At 45.1% G+C, this 16,822-nt stretch carries 13 protein-coding genes; 1 reads left to right on the top strand and 12 read right to left on the bottom strand.

The annotated features are described in order from the left end of the window. Window positions 1-51: 51 nt before the first annotated feature. From ACED59_RS08730 to guaB, 3 genes are all read right to left on the bottom strand, one after another. Window positions 52-1,764 carry a chitinase gene (locus ACED59_RS08730; RefSeq protein WP_017098064.1) on the bottom strand — a complete coding sequence of 571 codons (1,713 nt, stop codon included), beginning with the start codon at window positions 1,762-1,764 and terminating at the stop codon, window positions 52-54. A gap of 288 nt (window positions 1,765-2,052) precedes the next feature. Beyond that, on the bottom strand, window positions 2,053-3,606 hold the full coding sequence (guaA, locus tag ACED59_RS08725) for a glutamine-hydrolyzing GMP synthase (RefSeq protein WP_017098065.1): 1,554 nt from the start codon (window positions 3,604-3,606) through the stop codon (window positions 2,053-2,055). Between the two features lie 202 nt (window positions 3,607-3,808). Continuing rightward, complete coding sequence (gene guaB, locus ACED59_RS08720) at window positions 3,809-5,272, bottom strand: IMP dehydrogenase (RefSeq protein WP_004735127.1); 1,464 nt, start codon at window positions 5,270-5,272, stop codon at window positions 3,809-3,811. A gap of 271 nt (window positions 5,273-5,543) precedes the next feature. Here guaB and xseA point away from each other — a divergent pair, with 271 nt between their 5' ends. Then, window positions 5,544-6,890, top strand: a complete 1,347-nt coding sequence (xseA, locus tag ACED59_RS08715) for an exodeoxyribonuclease VII large subunit (protein WP_029223958.1) — start codon at window positions 5,544-5,546, stop codon at window positions 6,888-6,890. 89 nt (window positions 6,891-6,979) lie between these two features. On the opposite strand, the gene ACED59_RS08710 is transcribed toward xseA, so the two are convergent. The 9 genes from ACED59_RS08710 to rodZ all read right to left on the bottom strand — a co-directional run bounded on the left by ACED59_RS08710 (window position 6,980) and on the right by rodZ (window position 16,497). After that, window positions 6,980-7,207, bottom strand: a complete 228-nt coding sequence (locus tag ACED59_RS08710; RefSeq protein ID WP_009848301.1) for a zinc ribbon domain-containing protein — start codon at window positions 7,205-7,207, stop codon at window positions 6,980-6,982. Between the two features lie 42 nt (window positions 7,208-7,249). Beyond that, complete coding sequence (locus ACED59_RS08705; protein WP_017098067.1) at window positions 7,250-8,245, bottom strand: sensor domain-containing diguanylate cyclase; 996 nt, start codon at window positions 8,243-8,245, stop codon at window positions 7,250-7,252. A 289-nt stretch (window positions 8,246-8,534) separates the two neighbouring features. Then, the gene (locus ACED59_RS08700; protein ID WP_017098068.1) at window positions 8,535-9,455 is read right to left on the bottom strand and encodes a metal-dependent hydrolase; all 921 of its coding nucleotides are present in this window, start codon (window positions 9,453-9,455) and stop codon (window positions 8,535-8,537) included. 133 nt (window positions 9,456-9,588) lie between these two features. Beyond that, window positions 9,589-11,070: a ribosome biogenesis GTPase Der gene (gene der / locus ACED59_RS08695; RefSeq protein ID WP_004735108.1), complete on the bottom strand. Its 1,482-nt coding sequence runs from the start codon at window positions 11,068-11,070 to the stop codon at window positions 9,589-9,591. A 158-nt stretch (window positions 11,071-11,228) separates the two neighbouring features. Continuing rightward, entirely contained in the window at window positions 11,229-12,389 is a 1,161-nt protein-coding gene (gene bamB, locus ACED59_RS08690) for an outer membrane protein assembly factor BamB (RefSeq protein ID WP_017084409.1), read from the bottom strand. A gap of 10 nt (window positions 12,390-12,399) precedes the next feature. Continuing rightward, entirely contained in the window at window positions 12,400-13,014 is a 615-nt protein-coding gene (locus ACED59_RS08685; protein WP_004735106.1) for a YfgM family protein, read from the bottom strand. Window positions 13,015-13,093: 79 nt separating this feature from the next. Further along, entirely contained in the window at window positions 13,094-14,362 is a 1,269-nt protein-coding gene (gene hisS, locus ACED59_RS08680) for a histidine--tRNA ligase (protein ID WP_004735105.1), read from the bottom strand. Window positions 14,363-14,432: 70 nt separating this feature from the next. Next, complete coding sequence (ispG, locus tag ACED59_RS08675) at window positions 14,433-15,554, bottom strand: flavodoxin-dependent (E)-4-hydroxy-3-methylbut-2-enyl-diphosphate synthase (protein ID WP_004735104.1); 1,122 nt, start codon at window positions 15,552-15,554, stop codon at window positions 14,433-14,435. 7 nt (window positions 15,555-15,561) lie between these two features. Then, entirely contained in the window at window positions 15,562-16,497 is a 936-nt protein-coding gene (rodZ, locus tag ACED59_RS08670) for a cytoskeleton protein RodZ (protein ID WP_017098070.1), read from the bottom strand. Window positions 16,498-16,822 lie beyond the last annotated feature (325 nt).

Here is a 16,822-nt window from a genome sequence, read left to right as displayed (position 1 = left end):
AACTGTCACTGAACAAGCAAGCCTCTTATAACAGAGGCTTGCTTAGTTTAATTATTTACAGCTAATTTCATCCCAGAACCAGTTCGATTGAACAGGGCTTTCCCAGACACCAGGACCGTTTTTAGCTACGAAGCACTTGCCATTATGTGTCACCTTGTCGCCATTGCTCACTTGGCTAACACCCGCTTGCCATGTGATAAACACCGATGGATCAACAACGACAGGCGGCTCAGTCACAGGTGGTTCAACCGGTGTTGGGTCTACCGGAGCAGGATCGACAGGTGCAGGGACAACTGGCGATGGATCTGTCACTACGGGTGGTGTTGGTTCACCCGCTACAAATTTCCAAGGGCCGTCATTGGCAGGATCATCCCCTTGAGTCCACCATTTAGCTTGGTAAGTCGCGCCGTTGTGAGTGACTTGATCGCCAGCATTGTAAACCTTGGTCGCACTCCAACCGTTGCCACCGGGATTAGTACCAGGGTCAACCGGATCAAGCTTATCGACCACTTTCACTTCAGGCCAACTCGCATGTGATCCATAAAAATTGGTCACACACTTCTCATAATCTCCGGCCACCAAGGCTGAATAAGCGGTTTGGAAACCAACAAGCTCACACTCAAATGAATAGCCTTCTGGGCGGTCTGCGTAGTATTTCCAGTTACCATCCCAGTTGGTGTACAACACATCAGTCGCACCATTCAAGTTCAAGCTTCCATAAGGCGTTTGCTGCCAACATGTATTGGCTTCATCCGCTTCTACAGGGATCAGATAATGCGCAGCTAATCCTTCCCAATAACGAATTCGGTTAACCGGTTGGCCTTTGTCTTTGTTCTGCTCACCACACTCGATACCACCATTAATTACGTTGATTGTGGTACCAAACCCATAGCCAATTCCCGCATCCAACTCACGCTGAGAGGGTGTCCAAGTGCGGTCAATAACGTGCAGCATGGCAGGTTTAGGAGCTTGAGGTGTAAGGAAGAACCAGATAGCAGAAGCCAAATTCAACCATGAATCAGCAACCAAACCTGGGTTATTCAATAGAACCGTCGCATCACCATCGAACATAACTTCCGAGAACGCACCGTAGTTAAAATGGTAAGAAAGCTGTTTAGCACCACGTCCAAAGTAACCCTGCCCTGCCGCACAAGGCCAACGTGCATTCTGCCAATCGTTCTGACCACAACCGGTGGTGTAACCCTCTTGACCTTCTGACCAACCCATTTCTCGAACATGCACCAGCGCTTGCTGCCACTCTTCTAGAGCTAATGGGTTATCAGAGGTGTTATCTATTGCGATGTGCCCGCCTGTTTCTTGAGCGAAATGAGCAAAGGCCGTGATGATGGATTTTTTACAGATGGCGTCTGAGTCTCGGCCATCAGTGTACTCTCCACAGAAGGCTGGGAATTTACCAATCGCCCGTAAGAAGCGAGTGTACGTGTATTCTGCCGCAGCCATCTGAGTGAGGAAGTCCCATTCAGATTGAGGGAATACACGCTCGACTCGTTTCACATTTTCAGGATTCGAGGCTAAACCCGGTTCAATAGCTTCAACAATACTATTGGGACGAGTTTGTAATGCTTGTGACCAGATCGCATACATAGGATCGGATGTTTTCGCTTGTTCAGCAGCTTGCAGTGCAGACTTTTCAACAAGGTAGCCATTCGGGTTTTGCGGATCAGGTTGAATGTTCAAAGACGCGTAACTGTGTGCTGCTAAAGTGCAGCCAACGACTGTCGCCAAATATTTGATTTTTAACATGATGGATTCTCTTATCTGTCCTTAATAAGTCCATCAAAGAGTATGCGGCGCATGGGAAATGAGCCAGTCGTTACCATGTGAATTTATAAAAAGTGCGAGTGACACTTTTATGTATCCTTCAACACAACAAAACGTCTCATTGTTTCTTGAGGTGATATCTAGTTTCCAACTGATTTGGTGTCTAGTTGTCAGCTATAAGCTTTTAATACCCTGAGTCAGAAAGAAAAAAGCCTCGAACTGAGTTCGAGGCTTAAGATCTTAATCAAAACTGGTTAAATCTCTAAGAGATTATTCCCACTCGATAGTTGCTGGTGGTTTACCAGAAATATCGTAAACAACACGTGAAATGCCGTTAACTTCGTTGATAATACGGTTAGATACCTTACCTAGGAAGTCGTATGGTAAGTGTGCCCAGTGAGCAGTCATGAAGTCGATAGTTTCTACTGCACGTAGAGATACAACCCAATCGTACTTACGGCCATCGCCCATTACGCCAACTGAACGTACAGGTAGGAATACCGTGAATGCTTGAGATACTTTGTGGTAAAGGTCAGCAGCGTGAAGCTCTTCAATGAAGATAGCATCAGCACGACGCAGTAAATCACAGTACTCTTTCTTCACTTCACCAAGTACACGAACACCTAGACCTGGACCTGGGAATGGGTGGCGGTAAAGCATGTTGTATGGAAGACCAAGCTCTAGGCCGATCTTACGTACTTCATCTTTAAACAGCTCACGTAGAGGCTCAACAAGGCCCATTTCCATATCATCAGGAAGGCCACCAACGTTGTGGTGAGATTTGATTACGTGTGCTTTACCTGTCTTAGATGCTGCAGACTCGATTACGTCTGGGTAGATAGTACCCTGAGCAAGCCATTTAGCATTCTTCAGTTTCTTAGACTCTTCGTCGAAGATATCTACGAATACGTGACCGATGATCTTACGTTTCGCTTCTGGTTCAGCTTCGCCTTCCAGAGCGTCAAGGAAACGATCTTCCGCATCAACTTTAATGATGTTTAGGCCGAATTGGTCACCAAACATCTCCATAACCTGCTCACCTTCGTTTAAACGAAGAAGGCCGTTATCTACAAATACACATGTTAGTTTGTCGCCGATAGCGCGGTGAGCAAGCATTGCGACTACTGATGAATCAACACCACCAGAAAGGCCAAGGATAACTTCGTCGTCACCTACTTGCTCTTTAATACGTGCAACTGCATCTTCAATGATAGATGCTGAAGTCCACAGACCTTCACAACCACACGCGTTAAGAACGAAGTTCTCAAGCATTTTTAGGCCGTTTTTAGTGTGCGTTACTTCTGGGTGGAATTGAACACCGTAGTATTTCTTCTCTTCGTTTGCCATTGCAGCGTATGGGCAAGTATCTGTCTCTGCGATTTTTGTGAAATCAGCAGGGATTTCAACCACTTTGTCACCATGGCTCATCCAAACATCTTGAGTTGTCTCAAGGTCGGCGAAAAGTGCAGATTCACCCGTCACTTGTACAGCCGCGTAGCCGAACTCACGCTCAGTAGACGTTGCTACTTTACCGCCAAGTTGCTCAGCCATCGTTTGCATGCCGTAGCAGATACCGAAGACAGGAACACCTGAATCAAATACGTACTGAGGTGCACGTGGAGAATTATCTTCCGTTACACTTTCAGGGCCACCAGATAGGATGATACCGTCTGGATTGAATTCACGAATATCCGCTTCTTCTACGTCCCAGCTCCAAAGTTCACAGTAAACACCGATCTCACGAATACGACGAGCTACTAGCTGTGTGTATTGAGAACCGAAGTCCAGAATTAGAATACGTTGGTCATGAATATTTTTAGTCATTGTAAGCAGTCTTATTGGCTATGTGATAAAACGGAGGCGAGTTTACTCACCTCTGATTAACTCTTCAAGAAATAAAGCAAACGTTTTCGTTGGTTATCTTTAACCACGTGTTTTGAGAAAGTCGGACTTTTAACAAAACAGACGGTAGATAAAATAATGTGCCGACTAAATCAGCACATTATTCAAACGTTTGGACGTATTATTAACCTAAACGGTAGTTAGGTGCTTCTTTCGTGATTTGAACATCGTGTACGTGAGATTCTTTCATGCCCGCACCAGAGATACGAACAAACTCAGCTTTAGTACGCATGTCTTCAACAGTTGCAGAACCCGTTAGGCCCATGCTTGAGCGTAAACCGCCCATCTGTTGGTGAACGATCTCTTTTAGACGACCTTTGTATGCGATACGACCTTCAATACCTTCTGGAACAAGCTTGTCTGCAGCGTTATCAGATTGGAAGTAACGGTCAGAAGAACCTTGAGACATAGCGCCAAGAGAACCCATACCACGGTAAGACTTGTAAGAACGACCGTTGTAAAGGATAACTTCACCCGGTGCTTCTTCAGTACCCGCGAACATTGAACCAACCATCACACAAGATGCGCCAGCAACGATAGCTTTACAGATATCGCCAGAGAAGCGGATGCCGCCATCTGCGATTACTGGAATACCGTATTCGTTTGCTACTTCAGCTGCGTCTGCAATTGCTGTTACTTGAGGAACACCAACACCAGTAACGATGCGAGTCGTACAGATTGAACCCGGGCCGATACCTACTTTAACCGCACTAACACCCGCTTCGATAAGAGCACGAGCGCCAGCGCCAGTTGCTACGTTACCACCGATAATTTGTAGGTCAGGGTATGCAGCACGCGTATCGCGGATACGGTTAAGTACGCCTTCAGAGTGACCGTGTGAAGAGTCGATAAGTAGAACGTCTACGCCAGCTTCAACTAGAGCAGCAACGCGCTCTTCGTTACCAGCACCAGCACCAACAGCTGCACCTACACGTAGGCTGCCGCGCTCATCTTTACAAGCGTTTGGTTTACGTTCTGCTTTGTGGAAATCTTTTGCAGTGATCATTCCCGTAAGTTGGAAGTCATCATTTACAACAAGAACTTTTTCAACACGCGCTTCGTGCATTTTCTCTTGAACTTCTTCACGAGTTGCACCTTCTTTAACAGAAGCAAGGCGAGCTTTAGGCGTCATTACTACGTCAACTTTCTTAGAAAGGTCAGTCACAAAGCGAACGTCACGGCCAGTAATAATACCAACAAGTTCGTTTGTTTCAGTAACAACAGGGAAACCGGCGAAGCCGTGTTTTTGAGTAAGAGCTACAACATCAGCGATTGTCGCGTCAGGGTTTACAGTAACAGGGTGAGAAACCACACCTGCTTCGTAAATTTTAACCTGGCGAACCATTTCAGCTTGCTGTTCAATAGACATGTTCTTATGAATGAAGCCTATTCCGCCTTCTTGCGCCAGTGCAATCGCTAGGCGAGCTTCTGTCACAGTATCCATCGATGCAGAGATCATTGGGATGTTTAGGGAAATATTCTTCGTCAACTGAGTGCGAAGATCAGCTGTATTAGGGAGAACGGTGGAGTGTGCTGGCACTAGCAGTACGTCGTCGAATGTCAGCGCTTCTTTGGCAATTCTTAGCATTTGCAATATCTCACAATAATAGGAGTAAAAAGAAACAATCCAATCTCATCGTTTCGCCTAATGAGGGCAGCCAATTAAGGAAAATCAAGCTGCATTTGGATTAGATATTGCGGACGGATTATACGGCCAACGAAATCGCTTGGCTACACATTTTTATACTTTTAATTTGCATTTACCCCCTTGCTATGTATTATATTGCCGCTATCTTCCATACTCACGCCCAGTGAGATTCCAAGAGAAAGACCTTCCTTCAAGGATAGATAGCGCTTCTATGACCAATCCAAACATCTTTACTGTTTCTCGCCTCAATTCAGAGGTTCGTCTCCTATTAGAAAACGAAATGGGAATAGTCTGGCTCGTTGGTGAAATCTCAAATTTCTCTGCACCTGTCTCTGGTCACTGGTACCTCACGCTTAAAGACTCTCGCGCTCAAGTTAAGTGCGCTATGTTTCGTGGCAATAACCGTCGTGTGACTTTTAAGCCTCAGAACGGTAATCAAGTGCTAGTTAAAGCGCGCCTATCTCTTTATGAGCCACGCGGTGATTATCAACTCATCATCGAAAGCATGCAGCCAGAAGGTGACGGCAAGCTTCAGCAAGAGTTTGAAAAACTTAAGATGAACTTGGCAGCGGAAGGTTTATTTGCTCAGTCCAGTAAACAAATTCTTCCAGAACATCCTAAATGCGTTGGCGTTATCACCTCTAAAACAGGCGCAGCCCTCTTCGATATTCTCGATGTACTGAAAAGACGCGATCCTTCATTGCCTGTTGTGGTTTACCCAACCATGGTTCAGGGCGAAGAAGCGGCGATTCAAATTGCTCAAGCGATTGGGCGTGCCAATGAACGCAATGAGTGTGATGTATTGATCGTTGGCCGAGGCGGCGGTTCTTTGGAAGATCTATGGTGCTTTAATAATGAGATCGTAGCTCGCACCATTGCAGCAAGCCAGATCCCGATTATCAGTGCCGTTGGGCATGAAATCGATGTCACTATCGCGGATTTCGTCGCAGATATGCGTGCTCCAACGCCATCAGCAGCCGCTGAATTAGTTAGCCGTGACAACAATCATAAAGAGCAAGCTTATGCGTCTAAACGTGCTCGTTTAGTGAGTGCGATTCGTCATGTGTTAATCAAACAAGCGCAATCAACTCAGACGTTGAAATACCGCTTAGAGAAACAACACCCGAGCTACCAACTGCAAAAGCAGAGTCAGCAGCTTGATGACTTAGACATGCGTTTGCGTCGTGGTATGACTCAATACCTAAAGCAGCATGCACAGCGTGTTGAGCGCAAACAGCACCAGCTTCAGCTGAACTCACCAGTGAAACGCCTTGGTGAACAAAAACTGCATCTGCAACGTTCAGAGCAAAAGCTATTGGATGCAATGGATAAAACACTACTAACTACTCGCCACCAACTAGCCATGGCTGCCGAGAAGTTAGAAACAGTAAGTCCATTAGCAACCCTAAAACGTGGCTACAGTATTACCCATTCAGCATCGAGCAAGACCCTGTCATCGATTAACGACGTCGAAGTGGGCGAAGTGATCACCACCCAAGTTGAAGACGGTGTTATTGAGTCGCAAGTGACCACAAGAGTCGCTAAGAGCGAGCTCTAGGTTCATTAGATACAAAAAAGACCCAACACTTTGGTATTGAGTCTCTGATATAACATTACAGATAGTCGTTTAAGCGATTCGGCTTAAGTCTATTCAGCAGGCTGAAATACGAACTTTACTCTCGATTTAGATTTAAGCTCATTACACTCACCATTACAAAAATAGCTCGCTGCACCACAGGCTTGAAGCTTCTCAAGTTGGCTGCTGCACTCAGGGCAAAACCCAACCTTAGTAAAGTGTGCCTGACAACTTTCACAGTGATACTTTCCATCCCAACCTAGCTCTGATTGGCACTTAGGGCAGATATTTTCACTCATTAGCATTTCCTAATTCACTACTTTTTTTACAATCTACTACTGCTAAGACTTAGCTTGCTTGATTTGGTACATGTTCTTATCAGCTTGTGCGATCAAGCCTTCCAATGACTCAGGATCTTTATCATAAGAAAGTCCAACGCTGACAGAAAACTGAGTGCCATCGATATAGAGCGCTTGTTCCAAGGTTCTTTCTAAGCTTAGATAAAAGTTCAGCACACTTTCTTGATCATCGAAGCAAGAGAACACGACAAACTCATCGCCCCCATAGCGCCCTATCTTGGCACAGGCAGTCGTTGCCTCATCAAGCACTTTTGCAACGGCTAACAACACATCATCACCAAAGCTGTGGCCAAACGTATCGTTTATTGACTTAAATTTATCGACATCAACAAACAGGCATGCCATCACTTTTTCAGTAAAACAGCGGTTAGTTAACACCTGCTCGGCTTCTCTCAGCAATGCTCGGCGATTCAAACTGTGTGTTAGGGAGTCCCGATTGGCAAAAAAGTTGAGTTGATTCTCTAACTCATACTTCTCAAGCGCGACTGAATACAGAGAAGCCAATAACTCTAAGATCTCAAGTTCAAACTCATGAGGTTCAGAGATGTACTGACTGTAAATTGCGAAGGTACCTAATACGTGACCATGTGAAGAGATGATTGGCACTGACCAACATGCATGAAGATTGGCCTGATTGGTTAAGGCTAAGAAAGGAGTCCAATTCGGGTGTGCATTAATATTGGAGACCATGACAGCTTTCTTAAGTGCCGCCGCTTCGCCACAAGAACCAATTCCGGCACCAACCCCCACCCCTTCTATCTGCTGGTTATAAAAATCAGGCAAGTTTGGAGCATATTCTAAATGTAATGTATTCGATTCGGGGTTTAGCAATAGGATAGAGGCCATCCTTTGACCAAAAATCTGCTCGGTGAGTTGAATGATCTTACGATTTAATTCTTTGCGATCCAACCCAAGGGCAAGCTTTCGAAGCAAACTGTTTACTGCTCGGTGACCTTCTAATAAAAATTGTTGTTTCATTCACTAAAGCTTTCAATTATATGGTGGGAACAGCTTGTTCTTATGCAAGCCTATATACTGGTCAATATTAACACACTAAATTACCACAACACACCACCGAAGATCATAGGTTGATCTTTCGCTTTATCTATTTTGATCAGCGATCTACCCCAAAAAGAATATTTATATCACCATACACCGAAAGCATAAGTTACATGTGCTGCATTTCAATTTTAAATGGTCATTTATATTAAAAGTTACATATAAAAACAAAACAAACAGCACAAGCTATTTCGATCTGTAGTCTAAATCATCGCATTACATGCGTCAGCATTTCAATATGCTGGTCATCTAACTGGGTTAACTTAACCGATAAAGACTTAAGCTCTGACGTATTCTCAATGTGAGTACCACCACACGGGATAGACACTAAAGTGTCGCTATCCAACTGCCATTCCCAATAGCGAGAGTCTGTTAATGCCTCACCTTCCAGTCTCATTGTTACTGGCGTCGAGTCTGCGAGCCAACCTTTAATCATCTGATTGATATCGGCTTCGATACCATCAAGATTGGTTAGCATGTCTGCAACGTTCAAACCGCGCTTCTTCAGGGTTTTGCCTAAACGATACTTGTCTGTACATAATTCTGGCGTCACAAAGCTGGTGACTTGAGCGTAGCTATTGAAGTCGTAGCTGCCGAGTGGATCTTTTCGGTCTGCATCTTTACGCCAATAACTCTCAGCCAATACTTTATTCAGCGCTAAAAAAGCGATGTGGCCAGCACTGTGACCGCGGCTAAGGCTTGCTTGGTACTCTTGATCAACCGTCAACAGGACTTCGTCGCTAACCTTAATCCTAGAAGCAGATGCGGGGAGCTGGTGGACAACCACAAACGCCCACCCTTCCGTATCACGCTTAACAGGAATATCTGCTGCGATATGAAGTTTACCAGTAGATTGTTCTACTGCACCAACAAGACAGTCTTCAACAATATACTGTTCACCATTTAGGCTGACAAAACCTCGGTCTGCAGGGTGGTCTGGCCAAATATGACTTACTGGGTGGAAAGGTGTCACGTCGGTGATCAGGTAGGTTTTGCTGTCATCGTTTTCAACGTACAACGCCTTTGCTTTGATCTGCCAAGCCTGATGACAAAATTGAGTAATGGTTGGTGTGATAACTATTATTGGTTTCATGGATGTCGCTAGTGTCATTGAATCGCTAGTGGTCATATCGTTCTTCTTTTGAAATTGAGCCTAATTCGTTAACCCATCACGATATGGAGATATGAGGTTATGGCTTAACGTGAATTTTGCTTAAAAAAATACCCGAGACAGGCTCGGGTATCAAATCTATTGGAAAGGTTTACTTACGACCTTTAACCATGCTCATCATACGCTTACGTTTACGTTCTTGAGAAATTGTCAGCTTGGTTGTCTTAGCTTCAAATGGGTTCTCGCTGTTCTGGAATTGAATGCGAATAGGTGTACCCATAATCTCTAATGAACGACGGTAGTAGTTCATCAAGAATCGTTTGTATGAATCTGGCAAGTTACGTACTTGGTTACCGTGGATAACGATAATCGGTGGGTTGTAGCCACCTGCGTGTGCGTATTTCAATTTAACACGACGGCCACGAACCATAGGCGGTTGGTGATCATCAGTCGCCATCTTCATGATACGAGTTAGCACAGAAGTACCAACACGAGTCGTTGCTGACTTGTAAGCTTCTTGAACAGATTCAAACAAGTGACCAACACCTGTACCGTGAAGTGCAGAGATAAAGTGAATACGTGCGAAATCAACGAAACCTAAACGACGGTCTAGTTCTTTCTTAACGCGATCTTTAACATCACTGTCTAGACCATCCCACTTGTTTACTGCAATAACAATTGAACGACCAGCATTCAACGCAAAGCCTAACAAGCTTAAATCTTGATCAGAGATGTTGTCTCGAGCATCAATAAGTAGCAATACAACGTTAGCATCTTCAATTGCTTTCAGTGTTTTAACCACTGAGAACTTCTCTACTGTTTCGTTGATATTTTTACGACGACGAACACCAGCAGTATCAATCAGAACGTATTCACGCTCATCACGCTGCATTGGAATGTAGATAGAGTCACGAGTTGTGCCTGGCATATCGTAAACAACAACACGTTCTTCACCAAGAATACGGTTAGTTAGTGTTGATTTACCAACGTTAGGACGGCCAATGATCGCTAGCTTAATTGGTTGATCTTGAAGGCGCTTGAATTCTTCTTCAGCTTCTTCTTCAGTGAAATCAACTTGCTCTTCTTCTTCGTCTTCAAACTCAGTTAAATCGCTTACTTCACCATTCTCAGCTTTTAACGCTTCTGCGAACGGGTTAAGAGCAAGATCAATCAACGCTGTTACGCCACGACCGTGCGCTGCAGCGATTTGGTACATGTCTTCTACACCTAGTTGCCAGAAATCAGCACTTGCAGCATCAGGGTCGATACCATCAACCTTGTTTACTACTAGCATTGAAGGCTTTTCTAGTTGACGAAGGTGCTTAGCAATAGCCACATCTGAAGGTGTTAGACCCGCACGGCCATCTACCATAAATAGAACGACATCAGCTTCATCAATCGCCGCTAGCGACTGTTCAGCCATTTTAGTTTCAACACCTTCTTCGGTACCGTCGATACCACCAGTGTCAATAACAATAAAGTCATGCTCGCTAAAATGAGCATGACCGTATTTACGGTCACGCGTTAAGCCAGGGAAATCCGCAACCAATGCATCACGAGTTCGAGTCAATCGGTTAAATAACGTAGATTTACCTACATTCGGACGCCCTACTAGAGCAACAACAGGTACCATAACAACCTCTACAATTTCTTCTCTAAATGTAGTTATAGGTAAGCACTTGATCGCAAGTTTAAACTCTTACCTATAACCACACGGTTTATTAATTCATAACAACAAAACGGCTCCTAGCTGTTACCAACCAGGAGCCGACTGTGAATTGTATCACGCTTTTATTGGCTAATCGTTAGTTTCTTTACATCGCCATTGCGAGTCGTCACTAAGTAACCTTCAGGCATTTCAATTGGCGCAACTGCAAAGCCGCTATCATCGACGAGTTGTTGAGCAACAAACTCACCCGATGAACGATCTAACCAGTGCAGATAACCTTCTGTATCACCCACAACTACATAACCATTAATAATAGCAGGTGCTGTCAGTAAGCGGTTTTCTAACAATGGAGTGCTCCAAAGTTCAGTACCACTACGCGCATCAACCGCAACTACATGATCTTTGTCGGTAACGACAAACAAACGGCTACCATCACTCGCTAAGTCAATCGCTGACGAGTAGTTACGCTTCCAAATTGGCTTACCAGAACGAAGATCGATAGCGATTAGCTGACCATTGATACCTACTGTATACAGGGTTCCGCCAAGAACAATCGGTGATGCATCAACATCAACTAAGCGATCTATTTCCGTTGCACCTTTTGGTGTGCCTACTGGCTGTTGCCAAATAAGCTGACCACGGTCAACAATAGCGGCTGCTAAACGACCATTTGCAGTCCCCCAGAATACACCACCAGAAACCGCAACAGGCGAGCTATCGCCACGAAGTGTTAGGCTTGGAACTTCAGTGCTAATCGTCCATTTTTGTTCGCCGCTTTCTTGATCTAACGCGATCAACATACCGCGACTGGTATGAACAATAACCATGTTGCTTTCAGTTGCTGGGGATGCAAGCACCTCACCATTCACTGATACACGCCACAGCTCTTCACCGGTTGATTCATCCATCGCGATCACTTCGCCATTTTCAGAACCAACAAATACTTTGCCGTAAGCCGCCGTTAAGCCACCCGATAAACGAGCCAGTACTTCTTTCTCAAGATCGACTTTCCACAGCTCTTTACCTGTTTCAGGGTCAAGCGCTTTAACCATACCTTCACGGCTCGCAACAAACACTTTGTCGTAAGCCAATTCTGGCGTTAGTTTTGAAAAGTAGTGGCCAACACCATCACCAACCGACGTAGACCATTCCTGGCTAGGAGTGAACTCGCTATTTACTGTTGGTACTGGCGCCATGATTACGGTGTCTTCTTCACCCGCACAGCCAGCCAATAGGCCAAGAGCAATCGCACACAACGCCGCTTTTGGAAACATCTTCTTCATTCAAAGCGCCTTATTTAGCTAGGTCGTCAAGTTTGATTTGAAGCGTTTGGCTCGCATCAGCTGCTTGTTGTGCTTCAGAGTAAGCACTGTAAGCCGCATCTGTATCGCCTTTACGAAGTGAGATATCACCACGCAGTTCAGCAACACGGCCAGTCCAAGATTCGTCAGTCATCGCTTCAAGATCAGTCAATGCTGCGTCAAATTCACCTTGCTCAGCTTTGATACGTGCAGCACGGTAAGTCAGTAGTGGCGTAAGTGCCGCATCCTTAGTTGCCGATTTTGCCCACTCAAGCTGTTCAAGTGCAGCTGCAAGGTCACCCGCTTGAACTTGCGCTTTTGCTAATTGCATAGCAGCAAGTACAGAGTATTCAGCGTCTTTGTTAGCGTCGATAAAAGCTTGAATATCAGATTGAGCATCAACGCCCTTAGCATCAAGAGCTGAAATTACAGAGGTGTAGCCTTCTGAAGCTACTTCACGCGCTTCAACGACTGAATCTTGGTAATAGCGCCAGCCAAATAGACCGCCTAAACCAATAACTGCACCAAAGATTACGGCTTTACCGTTCTCTTTCCACCAATCTTTAATGGCTTCAACTTGTTGCTCTTCGCTATCGTAAAGTTCCACTTCCTGTCCTCTTTAATTCTTTAAACGCCAGCATAGTGCTGACGTTGATATTCATGATGAGCGTTTGCTCAATGGCTAATTAGATTAGCGCAGCAACTTTCTCTGCAACTTCCGTTTGAGACACGGTTTCTTGCTCGCCGCCAACCAGATCTTTTAGCACAACTGTATTGTCAGCAACTTCGTTCTCACCAAGTACCAGTGCTACAACAGCACCTACTTTGTCAGCACGCTTGAATTGCTTCTTGAAGTTACCACCACCGAAGTGGTTCATTACGCGTACGCCTTCTACGGTATCGCGTAATTGATTCGCTAACTGCATGCCTGCGATCATAGTACCTTCGCCAGCAGCAACCACGTATACGTCAACGCTACGGCGAACTTCTGTTAGCTCTAGCGTTTCCATCATAAGAACCAGACGCTCTAGACCCATAGCGAAGCCAACAGCATTGGTTGCTTTGCCGCCTAGTTGCTCAACAAGACCATCGTAACGACCGCCGCCACAAACTGTACCTTGAGCACCAAGACTGTCAGTGATCCACTCAAATACTGTGCGGTTGTAGTAATCTAGGCCACGTACTAGACGCTCATTAACTTGGTATTCGATACCAACAGCGTCAAGAAGTTCACACAAACCAGCAAAATGTTGCTTCGATTCTTCACCTAAATATTCAGATAGTCGAGGTGCGTCACCTAAGATCGCTTGAACATCCGGGTTCTTAGTATCAAGTACACGTAGAGGGTTAGTGTGCATGCGACGTTTGCAGTCTTCATCTAGCACATCAATGTGTTGCTCAAGGAAAGCCACTAACGCAGTGCGGTAGCTTACGCGATCTTCTTGAGAACCGATTGAGTTCAACTCGAGGCGAACGTGCTTATCGATGCCTAGTTCACGCCATAGACGTGCTGTCATCATGATAAGTTCTGCGTCAACGTCTGGACCGTCTAGGCCAAACACTTCAACACCACATTGGTGGAATTGACGGTAACGACCTTTTTGAGGACGCTCGTGACGGAACATTGGACCCATGTACCATAGGCGCTGCTCATCACGGTTGATAAGGCTGTTTTGAATACATGAACGTACACAACCTGCTGTGCCTTCTGGACGCAGCGTTAGGCTGTCGCCATTACGGTCATCAAAGGTGTACATTTCTTTAGAAACAACGTCTGTCTCTTCACCAACCGCACGGCTAAATAGGTTCGTTTCTTCAACGATAGGCATACGTACTTCGTTGTAACCGTATGCACTCACCACACTTTTAACTGCGCTTTCTACTTTCTGCCACAGTGGTGATTGAGTTGGTAGGCAGTCGTTCATGCCTCGAATTGCTTGGATATTTTTAGCCACAGTATTTATTCCGTAATTTCTCACGACCAGGTGTTAGTGCGAATAGACAATCACACCCCATCGCGTTGTATTAATCTTCTAAGTTTTCTACATCAATGCGATTTGCTTTATCAAGCACCGATGCTTTTGCTCGGATCTTCGCTTCAAGCTTGTCGACAAGGTCATCGTTGTCAAAACGCTCTTTCTGACGCTTACCGTCTTCGTAGAAGGCACTCTTACGAGCACTACCCGCAAGGCCTAAGTGAGACACTTCAGCTTCACCAGGGCCGTTAACGACACAACCGATGATAGAGACATCCATTGGAGTCACTATGTCTTCCAAGCGCTCTTCAAGGGCGTTAACCGTGTTGATAACATCGAATTCTTGGCGAGAACAGCTCGGACACGCAATGAAGTTGATACCACGTGAGCGAATGCGCAAAGATTTAAGAATATCAAAGCCAACTTTGATCTCTTCGATTGGATCTGCTGCTAGCGAGATACGCAGCGTATCGCCGATACCTTCAGACAATAACATGCCCAAACCTACAGCCGATTTCACAGAACCCGCACGAGCTCCACCCGCTTCAGTAATACCTAGGTGAAGTGGTTGGTCAATCTGCTTAGCAAGCAAACGGTAAGAACCGACGGCTAGGAATACATCAGAAGCCTTCACGCTGACTTTGAATTGATCAAAGTTCAGACGGTCTAGGATATCGACGTGACGCATTGCAGATTCAACTAGCGCTTCTGCTGTAGGCTCTGTGTATTTCTCTTGGATCTCTTTTTCAAGAGAACCACCGTTAACACCAATACGAATCGGGATATTCATATCACGAGCACAATCCACAACAGAGCGAATGCGGCTTTCGTTACCGATGTTACCTGGGTTGATACGCAGACAGTCAACCCCATACTCTGCCACTTTAAGAGCGATACGGTAGTCGAAGTGAATGTCAGCAACCAAAGGAACAGAGACCTGCTGCTTGATTAGCTTAAAAGCTTCAGCGGCCTCCATAGTCGGTACAGATACGCGAACGATATCTGCCCCCACTTTTTCCAAAGCTCTAATTTGAGCGACGGTCGCGGCGACATCTGTTGTTCTTGTGTTGGTCATGGATTGCACAGCAATTGGTGCACCATCACCGATCGGCACATCACCCACATAAATACGGGTTGATTTGCGACGAATAATAGGAGATTCGTGTTGCATATTAACTCTAAGGTAAGGTTATTCTAGCTACTTTGCCTGAAGTATACCCAGAAAGGTCGACAGGTTCACTTGCAAATGTCATCGATACGCCTTCAGGCGCACCCAGAATCACTTTATATGGTGCAGTTCCAGAAAGATTTAATGTCTGGCCTGCTTTTTTAATGCCGGTAGATAACGTTTTGCCCGAAGCATCTTTCACTTGGATCCAGCAATCAGCAGAGAACTGCATCACTAGCTCATTAACCACAGCTTCAGACGCTACAGTCTCTGGTTCCGCAGTAACCGAAGCAACGTCTGCTGCTTCTGGTGCTTCTTCAATGACTTCAACGGGGTCAAGAGTTACTGAATCTTCAGCTGAACTCACTTCAGTAAGCTCATCAGAATTTTCAGTAGCAGGAGATATCTCTGCGTTTTGTTCTGCTTCAATCACTTCGAGTGAAGTCAGCTCAGGATCAAGCGACTCTTCTACCACTAGCTCTTCCGAGCTTTCAGTATTGGCTAAAGATTGAGATAAGGTATCTTGCTGTTGATTCTGCCACCACCAAAGTGAGGAGATACCCACAATCACAGCAAAGATGCTCCAAGTAAGGAGCATAATACGGCTGTTGTGCTTCTCGGTTTTAGTCTTACGAGAGAAGCTCAACATTTCTTGTTCTTGATGTTGGGCATCACCAGAATGATGAAGCGCATTCAACACGACTTTTTCATCAAGATTGACGTATTTCGCGTATGAACGAATGTAACCACGCATAAAGGTGGCAACCTGATCTGACTCGAATTGGTTTTCTTCAATTTGCTGGATAAGCGTAACGCGTAGCTTCAAGCGATCAGAGATCTGCTTTTGTGTTAAACCAAGAGATTCTCGTTTATTTTTGAGCAGCGTTCCCGCTTCAATTGCTGGAGCGACAGTTTCTTGCGTTTGTGTTTCTTGTTCTGTGTTCATAGAGAGTGAACTTCTAAAGTATTATTGCAGGTTGATGAGAGCATTTTTTATTTTCGTTTAAGCTCAATCTTACAACCTACTATGTGGAATTTTTCCTGTCACCCGGTTCATCAACCCTTAAAGTAGAAAACCACACACTGTTGGTGAGCGACTTTCTCAGGAAGCTAGTTTATCAAGTAGCCAACCTAAATAGACACATTGACGATTATCGGGTAACAAGCGAGCACTTAAATTAATTTAAGATTATTTAATCATAAGCTAATGCCATTACAAGGCAAAAACACTTTCGACAAAATTTACCGTCAGCTCATGGTTTTGTCCAAAA

This window comes from Vibrio sp. FF266 (genome assembly GCF_041439695.1).
GTDB lineage: Bacteria > Pseudomonadota > Gammaproteobacteria > Enterobacterales > Vibrionaceae > Vibrio > Vibrio tasmaniensis_A.
Note: the sequence above shows the minus strand (reverse complement) of the source record. Positions and strands in the feature narration are given on the sequence as shown.